Annotated in this window: 17 protein-coding genes; 13 read left to right on the top strand and 4 right to left on the bottom strand. The window is 46.7% G+C overall.

Annotated features, from left to right (window positions below; all coding sequences use genetic code 11):
• The first annotated feature begins 38 nt into the window (after window positions 1–38).
• The 10 genes from QGG23_01885 to QGG23_01840 all read left to right on the top strand — a co-directional run bounded on the left by QGG23_01885 (window position 39) and on the right by QGG23_01840 (window position 11,473).
• Window positions 39–1,496 carry a TldD/PmbA family protein gene (locus tag QGG23_01885; protein MDP6048189.1) on the top strand — a complete coding sequence of 486 codons (1,458 nt, stop codon included), beginning with the start codon at window positions 39–41 and terminating at the stop codon, window positions 1,494–1,496.
• On the top strand, window positions 1,489–2,889 hold the full coding sequence (locus QGG23_01880; GenBank protein MDP6048188.1) for a TldD/PmbA family protein: 1,401 nt from the start codon (window positions 1,489–1,491) through the stop codon (window positions 2,887–2,889). The genes QGG23_01885 and QGG23_01880 overlap by 8 nt, the downstream gene beginning before the upstream one ends.
• Before the next feature lie 799 nt (window positions 2,890–3,688).
• On the top strand, window positions 3,689–4,663 hold the full coding sequence (locus QGG23_01875; GenBank protein ID MDP6048187.1) for an ABC transporter permease: 975 nt from the start codon (window positions 3,689–3,691) through the stop codon (window positions 4,661–4,663).
• Between the two features lie 19 nt (window positions 4,664–4,682).
• The gene (locus QGG23_01870) at window positions 4,683–5,576 is read left to right on the top strand and encodes an ABC transporter permease (protein MDP6048186.1); all 894 of its coding nucleotides are present in this window, start codon (window positions 4,683–4,685) and stop codon (window positions 5,574–5,576) included.
• Between the two features lie 11 nt (window positions 5,577–5,587).
• Window positions 5,588–6,568 (top strand): ABC transporter ATP-binding protein, encoded by a 981-nt coding sequence (locus QGG23_01865; GenBank protein ID MDP6048185.1) that lies wholly within the window; start codon window positions 5,588–5,590, stop codon window positions 6,566–6,568.
• Between the two features lie 6 nt (window positions 6,569–6,574).
• Window positions 6,575–7,543 carry an ABC transporter ATP-binding protein gene (locus QGG23_01860; GenBank protein MDP6048184.1) on the top strand — a complete coding sequence of 323 codons (969 nt, stop codon included), beginning with the start codon at window positions 6,575–6,577 and terminating at the stop codon, window positions 7,541–7,543.
• Window positions 7,544–7,857: 314 nt separating this feature from the next.
• The gene (locus QGG23_01855) at window positions 7,858–8,415 is read left to right on the top strand and encodes an ECF transporter S component (GenBank protein MDP6048183.1); all 558 of its coding nucleotides are present in this window, start codon (window positions 7,858–7,860) and stop codon (window positions 8,413–8,415) included.
• The gene (locus QGG23_01850; GenBank protein ID MDP6048182.1) at window positions 8,408–8,863 is read left to right on the top strand and encodes a hypothetical protein; all 456 of its coding nucleotides are present in this window, start codon (window positions 8,408–8,410) and stop codon (window positions 8,861–8,863) included. Before QGG23_01855 ends, QGG23_01850 begins: the two co-directional genes overlap by 8 nt.
• 58 nt (window positions 8,864–8,921) lie before the next feature.
• Window positions 8,922–9,533, top strand: a complete 612-nt coding sequence (locus QGG23_01845; GenBank protein MDP6048181.1) for a hypothetical protein — start codon at window positions 8,922–8,924, stop codon at window positions 9,531–9,533.
• Window positions 9,534–11,164: 1,631 nt separating this feature from the next.
• On the top strand, window positions 11,165–11,473 hold the full coding sequence (locus tag QGG23_01840; GenBank protein ID MDP6048180.1) for a 30S ribosomal protein S26e: 309 nt from the start codon (window positions 11,165–11,167) through the stop codon (window positions 11,471–11,473).
• On the opposite strand, the gene QGG23_01835 is transcribed toward QGG23_01840, so the two are convergent.
• Window positions 11,470–12,174 carry a CDP-alcohol phosphatidyltransferase family protein gene (locus tag QGG23_01835; GenBank protein MDP6048179.1) on the bottom strand — a complete coding sequence of 235 codons (705 nt, stop codon included), beginning with the start codon at window positions 12,172–12,174 and terminating at the stop codon, window positions 11,470–11,472. The two genes, QGG23_01840 and QGG23_01835, sit on opposite strands and share 4 nt — an antisense overlap.
• Before the next feature lie 85 nt (window positions 12,175–12,259).
• Here QGG23_01835 and QGG23_01830 point away from each other — a divergent pair, with 85 nt between their 5' ends.
• From QGG23_01830 to purE, 3 genes are all read left to right on the top strand, one after another.
• On the top strand, window positions 12,260–13,237 hold the full coding sequence (locus QGG23_01830; protein MDP6048178.1) for a phosphoribosylaminoimidazolesuccinocarboxamide synthase: 978 nt from the start codon (window positions 12,260–12,262) through the stop codon (window positions 13,235–13,237).
• Window positions 13,238–13,425: 188 nt separating this feature from the next.
• Window positions 13,426–14,715, top strand: a complete 1,290-nt coding sequence (locus QGG23_01825; protein ID MDP6048177.1) for a hypothetical protein — start codon at window positions 13,426–13,428, stop codon at window positions 14,713–14,715.
• Window positions 14,716–14,896: 181 nt separating this feature from the next.
• Window positions 14,897–15,340, top strand: a complete 444-nt coding sequence (purE, locus tag QGG23_01820; protein ID MDP6048176.1) for a 5-(carboxyamino)imidazole ribonucleotide mutase — start codon at window positions 14,897–14,899, stop codon at window positions 15,338–15,340.
• Here the strand turns inward: purE and purQ are convergent.
• Genes purQ through purS form a run of 3 tightly spaced genes read right to left on the bottom strand, consistent with a single transcriptional unit; the run spans window position 15,330 to window position 18,762 of the window.
• Window positions 15,330–16,172, bottom strand: coding sequence for a phosphoribosylformylglycinamidine synthase I (purQ, locus tag QGG23_01815; GenBank protein MDP6048175.1), 843 nt, complete (start codon window positions 16,170–16,172; stop codon window positions 15,330–15,332). The genes purE and purQ overlap by 11 nt on opposite strands.
• Window positions 16,142–18,514 carry a phosphoribosylformylglycinamidine synthase subunit PurL gene (gene purL, locus QGG23_01810; GenBank protein ID MDP6048174.1) on the bottom strand — a complete coding sequence of 791 codons (2,373 nt, stop codon included), beginning with the start codon at window positions 18,512–18,514 and terminating at the stop codon, window positions 16,142–16,144. Before purL ends, purQ begins: the two co-directional genes overlap by 31 nt.
• Window positions 18,514–18,762, bottom strand: coding sequence for a phosphoribosylformylglycinamidine synthase subunit PurS (purS, locus tag QGG23_01805; protein ID MDP6048173.1), 249 nt, complete (start codon window positions 18,760–18,762; stop codon window positions 18,514–18,516). Before purS ends, purL begins: the two co-directional genes overlap by 1 nt.
• Between the last annotated feature and the right edge of the window lie 25 nt (window positions 18,763–18,787).

Here is an 18,787-nt window from a genome sequence, read left to right as displayed (position 1 = left end):
TCTTTTATTCGCGCGCATCTATTTCTTAGAGGACTTATATGAAAATCGATGAAGACCTTATAAACTTGGGAATTAAAGAAGCAGAAAAACTTGGGGCAGAATATGCTTCAGTAAAAATTAGCGATTTTAAAAGCATAACTTATGAGGTAAATAATGATGTCAAAAGCTACTATATCAATAGAGTGCCGGGTTGTCATGTAAGAGTAATTGTTAATGGAGCATGGGGATTCAGTGGATCAACGGAAGTAAATGATAATGAAATAAAAAAATTGACTAATATAGCTATTAAACTTGGTAAAATGAACGCGGAGTTTAGACAAAATCGTGTTAAATTAGCAGAAAACAAATCTATAAAGGGACATTACTGTACTCCTGTTAAAAAAGATGCCTTCGAAATTGATCCTACAGAGTATTATGATATTCTCCAATCAAGTGTACATGAAGCAATGGATCAAAGCAAACTGTTGAAAAAGAGTAGAGCCAGTATAATCTCTCAAAGAGAATTAAGGTTTCATGGGACATCAGAAGGAGCTTTCATAAAACAAGAACTTGATCGAACTTCTTGCGGAGTGACGGCTACAGCGATCAGGAATGGTATGGTCCAGAGCTCAGGATTAGGTCAAAACTTTGCTACCAAGGGATTCGAATGGGTAGAGACAAATAAATTATCGGAAATGGGTAGAGAAGAGGGGCGAACCGCGGCAGCTCTGGTTGTAGCTGAACGATGTCCACAAGAAAAGACCTCATTAATTATTGAAGATAGCATGCTTTCATTACAAATTCATGAAACATTAGGGCATTGTACGGAACTTGATAGAATACTTCAAACTGAAGTGGATTTTGTTGGACCTATTGGAAAAAGCTTCTTTTCACCTGATGAAATTGGAAAGATGTGGTTTGGTTCAGAACTTGTTAATATTGTAGCCGACGCAACAATGGAAGGAGGGCATGGAACCTTTGGATTCGATGATGAGGGGGTACCTGCAAAGAAAACTTACTTAATAAAGAATGGAATATTGGCGGGTTTACAGAGTTCAAGAGAAACCGCTGCTGAAGCAGGATTTGAGGAGAGCAGTGGACAATATCTAGGGACTTATGGATATGACAAACCGGTTGTTAGAATGACTAATTTAAACCTATTACCAGGTGAGTGGAAAAAGGACGAGCTTGTAGAAGATACAAGAAACGGAATTTTAATGAGTGGATATAGGACTGAGATCTTTGACCAGAGGCGGACAACCTTTGGTTTTGGAGCCCAGAAATCTTGGAAAATTGAAAAAGGGGAACTTACTACGATGTATAGGGATCCAACATATTATGGGGTTACACTACCATTCTGGAGATCCTGTGATGGTATCAGCAAAGACAACTGGGGCCTAGGATATGGTGGAGGATGTGGAAAATGCCGACCAGGGCAAAGCGGAAGAGTAGGGCACTTTTGTAGCACAGCAAGATTTAACGATGTTTTCGTTGGTGGAGGTGGCATATATGAATGAAATACTCGGTATTGCCGATAATATAATGAATGCTGCGCTTAATAATAATGTTGAGCAAGTAGAGATTGTAATAAATAATGCGCATATTGGAGTTGCCAGGTTCAAAGATAGGGCAATACACCAAAATATCGAGGGGTTCAGACCTATTGGACCACCTCATAACAACTTTTCAGTTAAATTGAGAGTAATTAAAGATAAAAAACTTGGAATGGCCACAGCTTCGACTATAAATAAATCAAGTTTAATTAAAGATGCATTAAAAAGCGCTAAATATGGAAGAACATTTGAAACATTTATCTCTCCTAAAAGAGCCCCTAGTCTTTCCAATTTATATCATAGAGATACTGCAAATCTTGAACCAGAAGTGAGAATAGAAGCAGTAAATAGAATAGTTGATTATTCAAAGGATCTAAGTGAAAACATCGAGTCTGTTGGTGGCGTACTATCTAACATGTCATCAAAAACAGTTTTAATCAACTCGCTAGGTCTTGAGGCTAAACATGAATTCACGGGTTCTCAAGTTATAGTAACTGCAGTAGCAGAAAAAACGGGAAACCAAGGTTCAGGTTATCAAAGACAGGATAGTAGAAACTTTTATGATTTAGATTTAGAGAACGTAGCTGAGGAAGCGGCTACATCGGCTATTTCTACAATAGGATATAGAAAACAAACTATACCAACCGGAAAAAGAACCGTGATATTTGAGTCTGAAGCTGCTGCTGAATTCCTTGGTACCCTAATTCAACAGGCGTTCTCAATAGAAAGAGATCCTCGAACAACATCAAAAGTTCCATTAGGTGAACTTGTTCTAGATGATATGTTGACGGTTCATGATAATGGTCGAAATCTGCGAACATTGCAAGCTGCCGCAATAGATGGAGAAGGGACTCCTAAAATGGACCTATGTTTGATTAATAACGGTGTACCCGAAAATCGATGTTATTCTAGGGACTCTGCAAAATCCAATGGGACATTTTCAACAGGTCACGCAACATCACCTTGGACTGGATATTTCTGGACGGGTACAGGTAATGGATCAACTTATACACCAACCAATCAGATAATTGAACCAGGCAACAGTTCGTTAGATGAATTGATATCCGATACAAAAGAGGGCATCCTAGTTCGTCGTCTAAGATGTCCAGCAGCAAAAGGGCAAACAATAATGCCCGACATAATTAGAGCGGATACACAAGAATGCTGGAGAGTTAAAAACGGAGAAGTAGCAGGACCTGCGAACTATATTCGGTTTACGGACTCTCTGGTGGATACATTAAAAGATATAGAAATCGGAGACTCAACAACGGTGAAAAGTATTGGGTCCTTTGTTATTCCAGCTTTGAAAATACATTCATTATACATTAGCCAACCATCGATAATTATGGTCCAATAGGAAAACCAACTATCGCGCGCATTTTTTTTATTTATTATGATACCAGATAACTGTATTCTCTCCTAGGGGAAGGGAATTGGTTTTAAACTACAGAAGGAATAATCGCAGAACCCCTCATGAACCCTAATAACACTCGAGATCTCCATCTAATATCTCCTCAACAATCCTTCATCAGTATACAGTCATCATCTATACACTCGACGCCAAGATATCGGAGTAAACAAAGTTGAGGTCAAGACACATAATAGGCGTTACGTTAGCAGGTCGATCATGGTGACAACAAGTATAACACCCAGGAATCCAATGAAACTTGAAATTGATGTGATCTTTGGCAAGGTTCTAGGTCGGACTCCAAATATGTCTATTAGTTTTATTGCACTTGTATCTTTACACGCACCGCCAATGTTGGCATTCCTCTTAAGGGTCCTCGATGGTCGTCGCGGAACTTAGTTAGGTGTCCAAAGACTGCCCAGTCTAAGAGGGGCTCTAAATTAGAGAGATGTTCGTCTACGTCGTTTTTTCCTTTTTATATTCTTTCCGTTGAGGCTCTATATCATTAAGCTAAACATAACAATGAACGCTAAAATACCACCGACTTTGATTGCATTTTCGGAAAAGATAAAAGCTGAATAATTCGAGGAGGGCGATAGAGTTTCCGCGCATTAAGGTTAACAGGGGGATGGCTACAAAAGAGTAAACCGGAGGTTATCCCAATCCTTCACTTTTTTAAAATAAATTTCGGTATTTCCTCGGTTTACAACTATACCAAAGTTTTATTAGCAAACATATTTGTGATTACTTGTTTGATAAAATTATGACCCAGCTTTACCAGTACATGATACGAAGATTCTTGACGCTTTTCCCTGTTTTAATAGCCGTAACATTACTGGTATTTACTTTAATCCATCTCGCTCCGGGTGATCCTTTTGCATATATTTTTTCTCCTCAACAAGGGGAAGAATTCCAAACAGAATTAAAAGAGATGTATATTAAGAAATGGGGATTAGACAAACCAATTTGGCAGCAATACATAATGTGGTTATCAAATGCATTTAGAGGAGATTTAGGTTATTCCTATATGACTGGAAGACCAGTAACTGAACTCGTATTTGGTAGGATCCCCAGAACACTTGAACTCGCATTTTCCTCTTTAATATTGGCACTAATGATGGCAATCCCTTTGGGAGTATTATCTGCAGTAAGACATGGATCGGTGTTTGATCGTTTTGTGACTTCATTTTCGGTAATGGCAAATTCTATGCCTTCTTTTTGGGTTGGGATAATTATGATTACAATTTTTGCAGTAGAATTACGTCTACTTCCAACTTCAGGAGCAGGTCTGGGTATGGGTTTACTGGCTCATTTAAAATCTTTAGTCCTACCCATGACAGTTTTGGGACTGAGTCGATTGGGAATGCTTACCAGGATGGTTAGAAATAGTGTTTTAGAGATTTTAAACGAGGATTACATTGTCACAGCACGTGCTAAAGGCTTAAAGGAATATCTAGTAATTTACAAACACGCTTTAAGAAATGCACTTTTACCAGTGGTAACATTGATTGGATTGTCTTTAGCGTTTATTTTGAGCGGTTCTGTTCTTATAGAAACCGTTTTTTCATGGCCGGGTATGGGAAAGTTCTTTGTGTTACAAGCGAATAGAAGAGATTATACAACATTAATGGGTGTAAATCTAATTGTTTCCTTAACGATACTTGCGGCTATGTTAGTTACTGACATTACATATGCACTTCTTGATCCAAGAATAAGATATTAGTGTAAAAGAGGAAAAACCAGTGGAAAATAAGAAAGGTAATGCACATGAAAAAATTATCGAAAAACGAGTGTCCTATTATTACACAGTATTAAAACGATTTCTTAAACATGGACCTGGAATGTTTGGCTTAATAGTTATAATGATAACCTTGCTATTAGCAATTTTTGCGGATGATATTGCTCCTTTTGACCCATATGAGCTTAATCCACGAAATAGATTTCAAGCACCTGACAGAGTTCATTTGATGGGTACAGATAATCTTGGATGTGATATACTAAGTCGAATTATATACGGAGCTCGCTATTCAATGATTATTTCAATATCAGTGGTGATTATCTCCATGACTATAGGAGTAACATTGGGACTCATTTCTGGTTATTATGGTGGCTTTGTAGATGAAATAGTAACTCGAGCGACTGATGCCTTTATGGCTGTTCCATCATTCTTCATTTACATTACAGCATTGTCCATGTGGGATGTTAGGGGAATTTGGACAATAACACTAATAATGGGTATAATGATGTGGCCAACATTTGCGAAAGTGGTCCGTAGCGAGGTGTTATCATTAAAACAGAGGCCTTATGTGGAGGCTGGAAAATCCATGGGGGCAAGTGACGTTAGATTAATTATGAGGTACATTTTACCAAACCTATTTGGTTCAATTACAATTATTTCTTCGTTCAGAATGGCAGCCGCTATTTTAACAGAGACAGGTTTGAATTTTATTGGGCTTGGAGACCCAACAATATGCAGCTGGGGAAGCATGATAACAAGAGCACATAGATCCGGGGCTCAACTAACATTTTGGTGGGCTACACTATTCCCGGGATTAGCTATTACAATAGTGACATGGGCGTTTAATTTATTTGGAGATGGCCTTAGGGATGCTTTAGATATTAAAACTGTAACATAGAAGTGACAAATATGAGTAACGATCTGATGAGGATAAAGAATCTCTCAACTTCCTATTTCACTGATGATGGCATAGTAAAAGCTGTTTACGACGTATCTTTGGATCTATCTGCTGGACAAACAATTGGAATCGTTGGAGAATCTGGGTGTGGAAAAAGCACCTTAGGTAAGTCTATTATGCGATTGATAAGGCCACCTGGAAAGATAACTAACGGGGAAATAATATTCAATCACCAAGACATTCTGAAAATGGATGAGAAAAAAATAAGAGAAATTAGAGGGGGGGATATTGCCATGATATTTCAAGATCCAATGTCATCTTTAAATCCTGTTTTTACTATTGGCAGTCAAATAGGAGAGACTATTAAACTACATCAAAAAATCAAAAACAAACACGAGCTGGAAGAAAAAGTAGTTGCGATATTAGAAAAAGTGGGGATAAGCGATGCTTTGAGAAGGCTTTCTGAATATCCACATCAGTTTAGCGGAGGAATGAGACAACGAGTAATGATAGCAATGGCCTTGTCGTGTAATCCAAAGTTTTTGATAGCTGATGAACCCACCACTTCACTGGACGTTACGATCCAAGCACAAATTTTAGATTTAATTGGGAACTTGAAGAAGGAGTTTAACTCTGCCATTATGTTAATTACCCATAACATAGCTGTTGTTGCCGAATTTTGTGATTACGTGGCTGTAATGTACGCAGGAAAAATTATTGAATATTCTAATACTCATAATATATTTAAAAATCCTAAACACCCATACACCAGAGCCATTTTAGGTTCACTTCCAAGAATAGATTCGACATTGGAGGAGCTTACCACCATTCCAGGAATTGTCCCATCATTAATCAACCTTCCAGCAGGCTGTGTATTTAACCCTCGATGTTCAGAGAAAATTACTATTTGTAGTGAAATAAACCCAAAATACGTGGAAATAGAGCCTGAGCATTATACTTCCTGTCATTTATATAAGGAAATCAAGGAGTGACTAAATATAACCAAAGAACTTTTTTCGATAAAGAAATTAAAAAAATATTTTCCCATATCTGGAGGAGTCTTGAATAGGACAGTTGCTAGGGTGAGCGCAATTGATGATGTTTCCTTTAAAATATATGAGGGAGAAAGTCTTGGATTAGTCGGTGAAAGTGGTTGCGGAAAAACAACATTAGGAAGATGCATATTACATTTAATTGAACCAACTGATGGAGAAATAATATATAACAATAAGTCACTAAAAAGCTTGAATAAAAAAGAAATGAAAGACTTCCGAAGACAATCATCAATTATTTTTCAAGACCCGTTTCTATCGTTACATCCTCGGATGACGGTAGGTGAAATAATTGGAGAACCCCATGTGATTCATGGAACCGCTCGTGGCAAAGAAAAAGAAAAAAAGATTACTGAATGGCTCCAAAAAGTAGGACTCAACCCATATCACATTTACAGATATCCCCATCAATTTAGTGGAGGACAAAAACAAAGGATAGGAATTGCTAGGGCTATGATATTAAACCCAAAATTTGTCATTGCAGACGAACCTGTAGCAGCTCTTGATGTTTCAGTCCGCGCATCAATAATAAATTTAATGAAAACGTTTCAAAAACAATACAATATAACTATACTTTTTATTTCCCATGATATAGCGGTCGTTCGACAAATTTGCAATAGAATTATTGTAATGTATCTAGGCAAAATCTTTGAAACAGCCAAAGTTCCTGAACTTTTTGATGAGCCTTTACATCCCTATACAAAAGCCCTTTTGTCATCCGTACCAATACCAGATCCCGATGTTAAAAAAGAACGAATAATCTTAGAAGGAGATGTTCCAACACCTATAAATCCTCCAACTGGTTGCAGGTTTCATCCAAGATGTTTTGAGAGAATGCCTATCTGTTCAGAAGTTGAACCTAAAAAGATTGAAATAAACGAGAACCACAGTGTTTTCTGTCATTTGTATAAATAAAAAAACAAAATTGATGAATCACGCGCAATATAATAAACCTATATAGATTCATAGTTCAGTCACACCGTTGTAATAAACGAGGCATCTTTGTGAATTACGTTCAGGGTGAATGAAGATATCGGCATCCATATTCTCAACCAGCTTTGGGACCACCTGGAGGTTTTTTCCCGTTTTTCAAGAAGGGGGCACCGGTGACCGTAATATGTGCTTCTGGCTCCTGGTTACTTAGGTAATGGTTTCCTTCTAGTTTTTTTACATTTTTTGGTTCCATCTAGGACATAATATATATATTGGATGGATAATCCAACCATAGAGTGGCAGCCAACCGGGGTCCCTTTCATAGCCAGGCTACAAGGGCCAGCATAATCGCAGTCATGACTGCGGCCTGCATCATTAGCAACTACCTCCTCATCGGGGTCTTCAACGTCAAACTCATGGACCTTATCGTCTTCTCCTCGGGATTTCTCTTCGGACCCGCAGTAGGAGCAAGTATCGGGATCCTCTCCTGGCTCGTTTACGGGACCATTAATCCCTACGGGTTCTCACTCCCTATCTTGGTATCCACATCCCTCATGGAGAGCCTCTATGGCGTCGTGGGAGGATTCCTAGGGACCAAAGGAAGAATAGGCAGAGGCCTAATGTCAAACCTCAAGTTCGGCATCATTGGGTTCTTACTAACATTCATCTACGACCTTGTCACCAACATCGTCACAGGGCTCTCAACAGGGATACCCGTAGCAGTTACTATAATCACGGGGATCCCATTCGCAATACTCCATGAGAGCTCTAACGCTGCATTCTTCTTCTTTGGAGTGCAACCTCTAGTATCAGCAGTAGGCCGCCTCATCCCGGAAAGTGCAAAAAATGGATGAAAAAAAGAATATTTGGATGTGGGCCTCGGCGGTCCTCCTATGCACAACAATCGGGGCATCTTACTTTGCCCTGAACTATCAGTACCAGAACACGAGGATCCAAGGGGACTACGAAGCTCTCATTGAGGACGTCAAGGGACTAACCCTAACGATTAGCATGATGATCGACTATGGAGACGGCAACGTCATCTGGTTCAACAACACTATGCTCCCATTGGACATCAACCTCTTAAAGGCTCTTGAGCTCCTCGCTGATATTGAGTACACCACAGGGGAGTATGGGGCGTTTGTAGAGGAGGTCAACGGGGTCGGCGACGACTCCACCAAGTTCTGGTACTGGTTTTACCTTGATTCTGAGACGGGGGCTTGGGTTTTAGGTCCGAGCGCCGCTGATTCATGGTTGCTCCACGACGGCGATGTTGTCTCATGGAAGTACTCCGACGGATAACCCTTTTTTCTAACGGGAATTGTTATAGTCAGCCGAGACAACCCAGGAGAGAACAGGCTTGGACCCACTGAGTATCCTTAAAGAGATCGCGGGGAAGGTGGCTCCTGGACGCCACCCTGCCTACACCGAAGCCCACGCTCTTATGTTGCTAGAGACCATAGGCTCGGGCATACGAATAGGGCGCCAGCAGCTCTCTCGGGAATTGGAGCTCGGGGAAGGGACAATAAGGACCCTCGTCAGACGGATGAAGGCCATAGGCCTCGTCGAGACCAGCCGTGCAGGGATGAGCCTGACTGGCGACGGTATGACATTTCTTGAGACTCTTGGAGATCTGACCTGGGGATGCGACCTCACGGCTATTCCCATTACAGTGGGTAGCCTCAACCACGCAGTGCTCGTTAGGGGAGCTGCCCCGAAAGTCAAATGTGGCCTAGAGCAGCGGGACATCGCCATCATAGCTGGGGCTTCGGGTGCCACAACTCTCGTCCTAGACGATCAGGGGCTCAGGATGCCCGGAATGGAAACGCCCATCGTGGAATCGGTCCACAGCCTTATCATAGGGAAGCTGGGGCCTCGTCCGGGAGACGTAATAATTATCGGGTCCTCTGATGATCAAATCCTCGCCGAGATAGCTGCCAAGTCAGCAGCTTTGAAGCTCCTCGGGAACTAAACCTCTTTCTGATTGGATTGAAGATCTACCTTTAAAAAAATCACACACCGTTTACCCTCAAAGGAAAGAGGATAACTCCAATAGCCCCACGCGCATCGCGTGAAAGCTCGAGGCATTCTCATGCAATGGTGTTTATTGAACCGCTGTGGCAAATGAGAGGTCAACCCAAGCTGTGTAAGGAGGCGCTATCAAAGGCTTGATCTATGTCAAATCCGCATAATAACTCATGTTTGGTTTCCTATTAGCTGAGATTAATACCCATGCTCAGGCATCTCCAACCTCTTGTTCGAAAAAGACATAGAAACACGCCTTAGGATAATGACAGAAAACGACATATCTCCAAGAGCTTCCTGACGCCATTTCCGATCATGATAATAAAGGAGAATATGATCTCATACTAATGCAGTTAAGAAAAGCCAGGATCAGCTTGTGGGTTTCGCTTAGATGAGCCCCTCCGACAAGGATGCTTATGATGGTCTGGAAAGGGCTCTAAAATTCAGTCTCAAAGGTTTTATGATCGATCATTCGTACCACAAGACGAGCTTTAAAAGGATTTTACAGGTCGAGGGGATAATTGTCTCGTGCGTGGACTAAGGATTCCCCTCCTAATTAATTCTGGAAATATCAGCACGCTGATCCGACATAAGTCATATTATGTAGCTCTTGACAGGCTGGATTTTAAGCTCCCTTGAATGAGGTTCCCTACTAGCTTCAAATTACCAGGAGTGGAGGAGCTGATGCTGGTCCATTAGAACATTTACGTGAATACGGGAGGGCACCACAATACCCCGGTTATACTGTCTTTGCTTGAGGAGGTCGACCCAATGTAATTCTGCATGGGAACAAAATCTCCTGTGAATCATCCTGCACTATAATAGAATTCCGCCATAAAGAGATGGTCAAGAACTAGCGAGAATTTTATTTTCTATAAAAGAATGCGGAGAGAACATTCTGTGATTTACTCTAGTTTTGTTCTCTTTTTTTTAATTTTACTTCACTTTTTTGGCGCATACAAGTAATTGGGGATATAGAGAAGTATATTCCATAAGATTTTATGTTGTGACGGAGCTGCCCAAAGTTTCTGGAAAGAGGTTGCTTTATTCTTTTTATTTAAAGTACTTATGCGTATGAGGAGAGGGAGTCACGAGTAGCTTGAGATTTATATGAGACTGAAAAACTACGATCCTGTGAGGATTAAGCGAAAAAATAAATTATAGACATATTTACAGTTCTGCTACGAATATAAGGTATTGAGAAGGTTGGATAAACCTCACCCCCAACTTGTGGCTATTGGAAAAATATTAGAGGATAAGTTCTAAACCTATATTTTAATCAAAAGCGACGCTAGTGGTGGATCACAAGCGCGCCTCTGGGAGACCTGAGGGAATTAAAATCTGTGACATACCACGATTATGATTAGCTGCCCTACCCATAGACTTTGAGCCGGTGAAAAATCTGTTAAAAGAACTCGAAAGAGTTCAGCTATTTATAAAATGAGATCGTGGCTTGAAGTGCAACAGGTGTGTATAATAGCCTGTGTGTGAGCTCAATAGCTGCTAATTTGCATTTTAGGGAGAAGATGTTTTCCTAGCATTTAATAGGAGGCTCAGCTCTAATCCCACGAGATTTGAATGCCCAAGAAGAGAACTAGTGGTGGACGCTCAAAGGGCAGCAAGGGTCGATCAGGCACGGTACAGTGCAGTCTCTGCGGGGCCCAAGTCCCTAAGGACAAGGCGAAAAGGCTGACAAAGTACACATCCCTAGTTGAGCCGAGGCTACTCAAAGAACTCAGGGCCAGTGGAACCCAGATCGCCAGCTATAGGTCCACAAAGCACTATTGCATCAGCTGTGCAGTTCACAGGGGGGTAGTGAAGATCAGAAACAAGAACGAGAGAAAAACGGTCCCTCGACGGGCTGGAAGAAGAAGAAGAAAATACTAACTTGTTTTTACTTCGTTCATAAAGTAAGCTACCCTCTGGACAACAGTCAAGTTAGCAATCATAGCTAGAATAATTATCCCGTAGCCAATAAATTCAATTTGATAATAGGCGCCTAGAGTCGCGACTACAAGAAGGAGCATCCTTTCAGCCCTCTCGGCAAAACCCACAGCGATCATAGCGACTCCTACAGCCTCGGACCGAGCCCTTACGTAACTGACCATAAGGGAGCCGATGAGGGCAGATACCCCCCATATGGGATCGCAGAGCCCCGAGATGACGATTGCTCCAAGGACTACTGCGTCAGAGTATCTGTCAGCCACGGAGTCGAAGAACCCACCGGATTTAGTGACTTTCCCGGTTTTTCTGGCTAGGATGCCATCGAAAGCGTCCAGTATCCCGGAGAGGAGAATGAAAGAAGCCGCAACAATAAAGTAAATCCGATCTATTCTCCAGTGGAGATATGCCCAAGCTGATGCCGTTGAAGCTAGTAGGCCCATAACCGTAAGGGCATTGGGAGTCACACCTATTGAGGCTAGTGGACCTACCCCCAGGCCTACTATCTCCTCAAACTTTTTCTTAAGCCTACTGGAAACCAAGGCTAACGCCTCCTTATCTGGGCGTGTAAAGCTTAAGTCTCGTGGTATTATCCTATCTGCCGTGAACTTTTGCCAGAAACCATCTAGGATTTTTGCTGTTTCCATTATAAATTGTGTTATCCTGTTAAAAGAAACTTGAAATACGCCGACATATTACATAAAGCGTTCAATTAGAGGAGTTGGTGGCATAATGAAGAACGACGGAAACCCAAAGATGGGTTCATACATGGTCCCGGACCCTCTGAGCGATGGCATGGTTGAAGTACTTGGGGCTTCGGAGGTCTATGGGGACGCGAACCCACCTAGGAAAGGAAAGGTTAGGGACGTTTATGATCTAGGAGAGGAGCTACTCATCGTCACCAGCGACCGGATCTCATCCTTTGACGTCGTCTTTCCCAATCTCATACCCCACAAGGGGAGGAGTCTCCACGCACTAAGTGTTTTCTGGTTCAAGAAAACGGAAAAAGTCTTTCCCAACCACTTCAAGGAGATGGTGGACGACCGCAGCATGCGGGTAACCAAAGCGGAGCGCATAGATGTCGAGTGGGTCTGCAGGGCATATCTTTACGGTTCGGCCTGGAGGGCCTATAGGAACGGGGCTAGGACGGTTAGTGGCATAGACCTCCCAGACGGCCTCGTGATGGCAGAAGAGCTCCCAGAGGTCATTATAACCCCCACCACCAAGAGCGATGTAGGCCACGACATGGAGATTAGTAGAGAAAAGGCCATCGAACAGAGTCTCATCACCCGGGATGAGTGGGATCATCTTGAGGAGGCCACCCATAACCTCTTCACCTATTACAGGGAGACTGCAAAGAGCAGGGGATTTATCATCCCGGATTTCAAGCTCGAATTCGGCCGGCTTGACGGAGGTTTAATCCAGATCGATGAGCCCCCCACCCATGATTCTGCCAGATACTGGGCTGAGGCGTTCTACGAGCCCGGGAAAGGCCAGGAGGCAACATGCCTAGACAAAGAGTTCCTCCGCGAGTGTCTCAGACGGATCGGATACATAGGGGATGGGCCACCCCCCGTCATACCTGAACCTGTGATCCGGGAGGTCTCAAAGCGGTGCATCGCCTCTCATAGAATAATCACCGGCCAGGTTACTCTCAAAGACTTAGACCTGAAGACTGTGGACGAGGTAATGAAGGAGCTGGAAACCTGAGCTTAAGGGAGAGCTGCGGCATCTACGGAGTCCAGGCTGGAGCCGAGGAGGCCTTTCCATACCTTTACTGGGGCATGCTCTCCCAGAACCATAGGGGACACCAGAGCCATGGATTCGCAACCTACAATGGGAGTCTCAAACGGTACTCGGAGATAGGGTTAATCCCCCCAATAAGTAATGCAGGAAGGATGGACGGGTTGAGGAACCTCAAGGGGAGCATCGGGATTGGGAACGTCCGGTACACCACCTCGGGCCCTTCTGATTTGAGCGGCCTCCACGGGGACGCGATGCCAATTATTGCCTCACAGGGGGGGCGATCCGTCGCGATTTCTTTCAACGGGAACGTGGTGAACGTCCGAAGCCTCCAAGAGCTCGTGGGGGTAGAAAAAGACCGTTCCGATGCCCACGCCCTATGTAAGCTGATACTTCAGGAGACCGGGAACTTAGGATCAATTGAGGAGGCCGCCCGGAAATGCATGGAGGAGGTGGAGGGCTCATTCTCCATCACTGGACTGGACAGCGAAGGTATACTCTTCGCGTTTAAGGACCCCTATGGTATAAAGCCCCTCTGTCATGGCTCTAAAGGAAACGTGAACGCGTTCAGCTCGGAAAGTGTTGGCCTCGATATTAATGGGATAAACCTAGAGCGAGAGGTAGAGCCAGGGGAGTTCATAAAGGTCTCAGGTAGCGAGGTCACCCGGGAGCAGCTCTATCCATGCAAGAGGAAGGCTTTCTGTGCCTTTGAGTTCTCCTACTTCGCGCGGCCAGACTCAAGGTTCAACGACACCTATGTCTACCTGGCCCGGCAGGGCTTCGGGGCCAACCTAGCCAAGGCCTCCCCTGGTATCGTAGAGAGGTGCGACGTGGTCCTCTCCCTACCAGAATCGGCTAATGATGCAACCTATGGTTTCCACGAGGAGTCGGGACTTACCTGGGACATGGCAACTAGACGGCACAGGTATGTCACTCAAAGGGCCTTCATCACAGGGGGAACAAAGCGGGGTAGCATCATCGATAGGAAGATAAACATCCTAGAGCCGAGGATTAAGGGGAAGAAGCTAGCTGTAGTCGACGACAGCATCGTTCGAGGGGAAACGACCCGGAGGGTGATCTCCAAGCTTAGGGCCTTTGGAGCTGCGGAAGTCCACATGTTCGTCACATTCCCTAGGATCACAGGTCCATGCTTCTACGGCATTGACATGTCCACCTACACCGAGCTCATTGGAGCCTGGAAGGAACACGAGGAGATAGCAGAGACTATAGGGGCTGATACTGTTAACTACCAGTCAATAGATGACTACGTCCGGGTAACTGGTATGGCTAAGGATGAGTTCTGCTTCGGCTGTGTAACAGGAGAGTACCCTACGCCCCTGGCCATGTATCTCGCTAAAAAGATGCGGGAACAGATCAAACTGGGCGAATCTGAGAAAGGTAGGATCTATGAGAGCGCTGTAGCCCGCAGCAGAGAGCAGTCTTAGCTAGTATCTCCAATCCTTCATATTCCGGCTCTTTGATCCAACTAGAATACTGGGCAGAAAAAACTTCAAAAATTCAGAGGTTTGATCAAAGTATAGCGGCAATACAGACCCTGCGCTCGCAAAAACGAGAGCCCTGAGGCGCAGTCTTATTTAGTCTCATCAGTTTAGTAAGAGTTCGAAAATGTCCAGGATCGCGCTGATTATAGGTAGCACATCCGACAAAGAGATAGGAGACAAGGCAGAAGCCATCTTAAAAGAGTTCGAGATCGAATATGACTATCAGGTCTACTCGGCACATAGGAACCCCAAGGCCCTCCAGGAGTACATCGTAGCGTCGGACGCGTCAATCTACATCGCCGTCGCGGGGCTCTCCGCGGCCCTCCCCGGTTTCATCGCTGCCCACACTCTGAAGCCCGTCATCGGGGTCCCCAAGGACGCTAAGCTCGGTGGAATCGATTCCCTGCTCTCCATCGCCCAGATGCCCCCCGGAGTCCCTGTGGCCACCGTTGGGATCGACAACTCCAGGAACGGAGCGCTGCTCGCTATAGAGATTCTAGCCCTATCCGATGAAGGTCTGAGAGAAAAATTGGTCGAGTATCACCGGAAGAGGGCGGCTAGAACTTAGCCTCCACGTACCGGACGATGGACTCGAAGAAGATCCTGCCATCCCCGTACTCGTCGGGACACCCCTTCTTGGTCCACTCGGGCATCAAGTAGCCGAAGTAGGACCTCTCCGGATGTGGCATAAGCCCCAGAACGTTCCCCTCGGGGTTGCAGATGCCCGCAATGTCGTGGTAGGCTCCGTTGGGGTTCTCGGGCCAGGCGCCCTCGGGGTAGGAGCCGTCCCCCTTGACGTATCTGAAGACAAGCTGGTTCTGGTCGTAGAGTCTCTCCAGCCATTCCTCGGTCTTGTCCTGGGGCATGATGAAACGTCCCTCTCCGTGGGCGATGGGGCACGCGATGACCTGACCCTCTGGGACGCCCTGGAGCATCTCGCAGTTCCCCTTCCCGATGTTCTTAATCCTGATCCAGCGGTTCTGGTAGCCGTGGCTGCTGTTCGCGAGGGCGACCTGGGGCTCGGGGCTCCGTCCCTCGAAGCCGGGGAGGAACCCTGTCTCCACTAGGACCTGGAAGCCGTTGCAGATGCCGATGACGGGGCGTCCCGTGTCCACGTATTCCACCATCTCCCTTCCGATGTGGGACTCCATCTCTTTGGCCCAGATGGCGCCGCTCCGGACGTAGTCGCCGTAGCTGAATCCCCCGGGGAAAACGAGGACGTTGTAGTCGAGGAGGTTCTTTTTCTTGAAGACCTTCTGACTGTGGACGAGGTGGGCCCGGACCCCAAGGTCTCTGAAGGCTCTCAAGGTTTCGAGGTCGCAGTTGGTTCCCGGCGCCCTCATGAGGAGGACGTCGATCTCTTCCCGCCTCATCTCGGGTCCTCCAGGGGGGTCTTCCATGCCCGGATAAGCGTCTTGAGCGGCAGCTCGATGATGGGCTCCCCTTTTTTTGCAAGTCTCAGCGTTTTCTCCTCCTTCACATTACCGATTCGGGCGAAGACCGAGTCATTCATGATGGATTCGAACTCTCCGCAATCCTTCTCCGGCACCTCCACCAGAAGCCTCCCGTTGGACTCGGAGTAGAGCGCAAAGTCGTCCCTCATATCCTTAGACAATGGTACTTTGGAAAGGTCTATGTCTATGCCCAGGTCTCCCGTGAAAGCCATCTCGGCGGCGGAGACCCCCAGCCCCCCTTCGGAGAGGTCGTGGCAGGCCCTCACGATGCCCCTGTCCATCGCCTCGTTCAGGCGGGCGTAGGCTATGATATTCTTCTTGGGCTCTAGTTTGGGTACGGATGCTCCCAGCTTTCCGTGGAGTGCGTAGTACTCTGAGCCTCCCAGCTCGGGTTTGGTGGTTCCGATGATGTAGAGGGCGTTTCCCGCCTCCTTAAGGTCCATTGTCACAGCCTTCCGGATATCCGGGACGATCCCTAAGGCCGTGATGAGGAGGGTCGGGGTTACCGGACCTAGGGGGGACTCGTTGTAGAGGCTGTCCTTCCCCGAGACGAAGGGGGTCCCGTAAGCCTTCCCCACGTCGTGGCAGGCCCGGGAGGCGAGAACCAGTCCCCCGAGGCGGTCCTCGTATTCTGGGTTTCCCCATGTAAAGTTGTCCAAGAGGGCGATCCTGCGCCCCCCCACTGAGACGTTGTTCCTGACCGCCTCGTCGATGACTGATGCCGCCATCCAGTAGGGGTCTATGAGCCCGTACCGAGGGTTGATGCCGCTGCTGATCGCGATGCCCCTCCAGTTGTCGTCGAGGGGCTTGAGGACAGCGGCGTCGCTGGGGCCTGCGTTCCAGCCCTGGAGAGGCTTCACCACTGTCTGGCCTTTCACCTCTTGGTCGTAGCGGCGGACCACCTTCTCCTTGCTCGCGATGTTATACGATACCAGAAGGCTCAGTAGGATGGAGCCTAGGTCGTCTGGCTCAGGAATCTCGGGTTCCTCGAGCATGGGTGGCGCCCAGTTCGTGGTGCGTTCGAGCTTGGGAGGGTTAAAAAGAGGTCCCAGCTCCATCTCGGCGACTTTAACCCCATGATAGTAAATGTCCGCCTGTCCAGTCTCGTTGTATGTGCCCAGGACTGTGGTCTCCACCTGTTCATCGTGAAATATGGATACTACCTCGTCGATGTTCCCCGTAGGGACGGCGAGGAGCATCCTCTCCTGGCTCTCGGAGACCCATATCTCCCAGGGGGCCATGTCTGTAGCCTTGAGGGGCACCCTGTCCAGGTGGGCCTCGACCCCTAGTCCGTATGTTTCTGCGGTCTCGCAGACTCCGCAGCTGAGGCCTCCGCCGCCGATGTCGGTGATGCCAGAGCCGAGTTTGCGGTCGCTAACCTCCTTGAGGGCTCTCTTGATCTTCTCCTCCTCGATGGGATTCGCGATCTGAACCGCTGGCCGGGAGACCTCCTCGGACTCCTCGGTGAGCTCCGCGGAGGCGAATGTAACCCCGTGGATTCCATCCCGGCCCGTCCTACCCCCGACTAGGAGCACGCTGTCCCCGGGCTTCACCGCTCTGATGTATTGATCTTTTGGGATGACCCCGACGCAGCCGGCGTAGACCACCACGTTCCCAGTGTAGTTCTCATGGAATATGGTGGCCCCGTTCACCGTGGGTATCCCGATGCTGTTCCCGTAGCTCCCGATGCCGTCCACGACTCCGCCAAAGATGTATCGGGGATGCTTCACCCCCTCGGGGAGTTTCTCATATGGATAGTTCAGAGGCCCGAAGCAGAGGACGTCTGTGCATGCGATGGGGTTCGCCCAGACGCCTAAGATGTCCCTGATGACCCCGCCTAGGCCGGTGGCTGCTCCTCCGAAAGGCTCTATGGCGGAAGGGTGGTTGTGAGTCTCCACCTTGATGGCGATCCCCACCTCGTCGGTGAGGTCTACGATTCCTGCGTTGTCCTCGAAGACGCTGTAGCACCACTCCGGCTCCAGCTCGTCGATGAGGCTCCTGAAGTAGGTCTTGAGGAGGCCGTCTACGGTGCCCTCGGGGGTGTGGATGATCCCCGCGAAGGTCTTATGGCTGCAGTGCTCGCTCCAGGTCTGGTCATATGTCTGGAGCTCCAGGTCCGTCGCCTTCCTCTCCCTCACCACGTAGCCGTCCCGGATGTGGCGGAGTTCATCGATGCTGAGGCCGAGACCTAGGGTGGAGGCTATCTCTCGGAGGTCGTCGTCGCTCGCGTTGAGGAGATCGACATCATGGTGCTCGAAGGGATGAGGGCTTCTAGTGATGCGGGCCATCAGGCTTCACTGATCTCGAAGCTGTAGTCGTCCTTCGTGGGGTTGGTGAGGAGCCTCCGGCACATTTCGTCGAGGACCGCCTTGGCGGACTTTCTGTCATCAGCCCGGAACGAGACCTCATAGGCCTTGCTGGCCCGGACATCGTCGACATTATACCCGAGCCCCCTGAGGGAGTTGGCGGCTGTCTCTCCCTCAGGATCGGAGTATCCCTTCTTGAGGCTGACGTAGACCTTTGCGTTGAACTTCATTTACTAGACCTCACGGGGATATCTC

This window comes from Candidatus Bathyarchaeota archaeon (assembly GCA_030739585.1).
Lineage (GTDB): Archaea > Thermoproteota > Bathyarchaeia > TCS64 > TCS64.
This window is presented reverse-complemented; position numbering and strand designations above follow the sequence as displayed.

Excerpts from the sequence above, each read along its gene's own strand:
- QGG23_01885 (MDP6048189.1), top strand. The coding sequence starts at position 39 with ATGAAAATCGATGAAGACCTTATAAACTTGGGAATTAAAGAAGCAGAA.
- QGG23_01880 (MDP6048188.1), top strand. The coding sequence starts at position 1,489 with ATGAATGAAATACTCGGTATTGCCGATAATATAATGAATGCTGCGCTT.
- QGG23_01865 (MDP6048185.1), top strand. The coding sequence starts at position 5,588 with ATGAGTAACGATCTGATGAGGATAAAGAATCTCTCAACTTCCTATTTC.
- QGG23_01850 (MDP6048182.1), top strand. The coding sequence starts at position 8,408 with ATGGATGAAAAAAAGAATATTTGGATGTGGGCCTCGGCGGTCCTCCTA.
- QGG23_01840 (MDP6048180.1), top strand. The coding sequence starts at position 11,165 with ATGCCCAAGAAGAGAACTAGTGGTGGACGCTCAAAGGGCAGCAAGGGT.
- QGG23_01835 (MDP6048179.1), bottom strand. The coding sequence starts at position 12,174 with ATGGAAACAGCAAAAATCCTAGATGGTTTCTGGCAAAAGTTCACGGCA.
- QGG23_01830 (MDP6048178.1), top strand. The coding sequence starts at position 12,260 with ATGAAGAACGACGGAAACCCAAAGATGGGTTCATACATGGTCCCGGAC.
- QGG23_01825 (MDP6048177.1), top strand. The coding sequence starts at position 13,426 with ATGGACGGGTTGAGGAACCTCAAGGGGAGCATCGGGATTGGGAACGTC.
- purE (MDP6048176.1), top strand. The coding sequence starts at position 14,897 with ATGTCCAGGATCGCGCTGATTATAGGTAGCACATCCGACAAAGAGATA.
- purQ (MDP6048175.1), bottom strand. The coding sequence starts at position 16,172 with ATGGAAGACCCCCCTGGAGGACCCGAGATGAGGCGGGAAGAGATCGAC.
- purL (MDP6048174.1), bottom strand. The coding sequence starts at position 18,514 with ATGGCCCGCATCACTAGAAGCCCTCATCCCTTCGAGCACCATGATGTC.
- purS (MDP6048173.1), bottom strand. The coding sequence starts at position 18,762 with ATGAAGTTCAACGCAAAGGTCTACGTCAGCCTCAAGAAGGGATACTCC.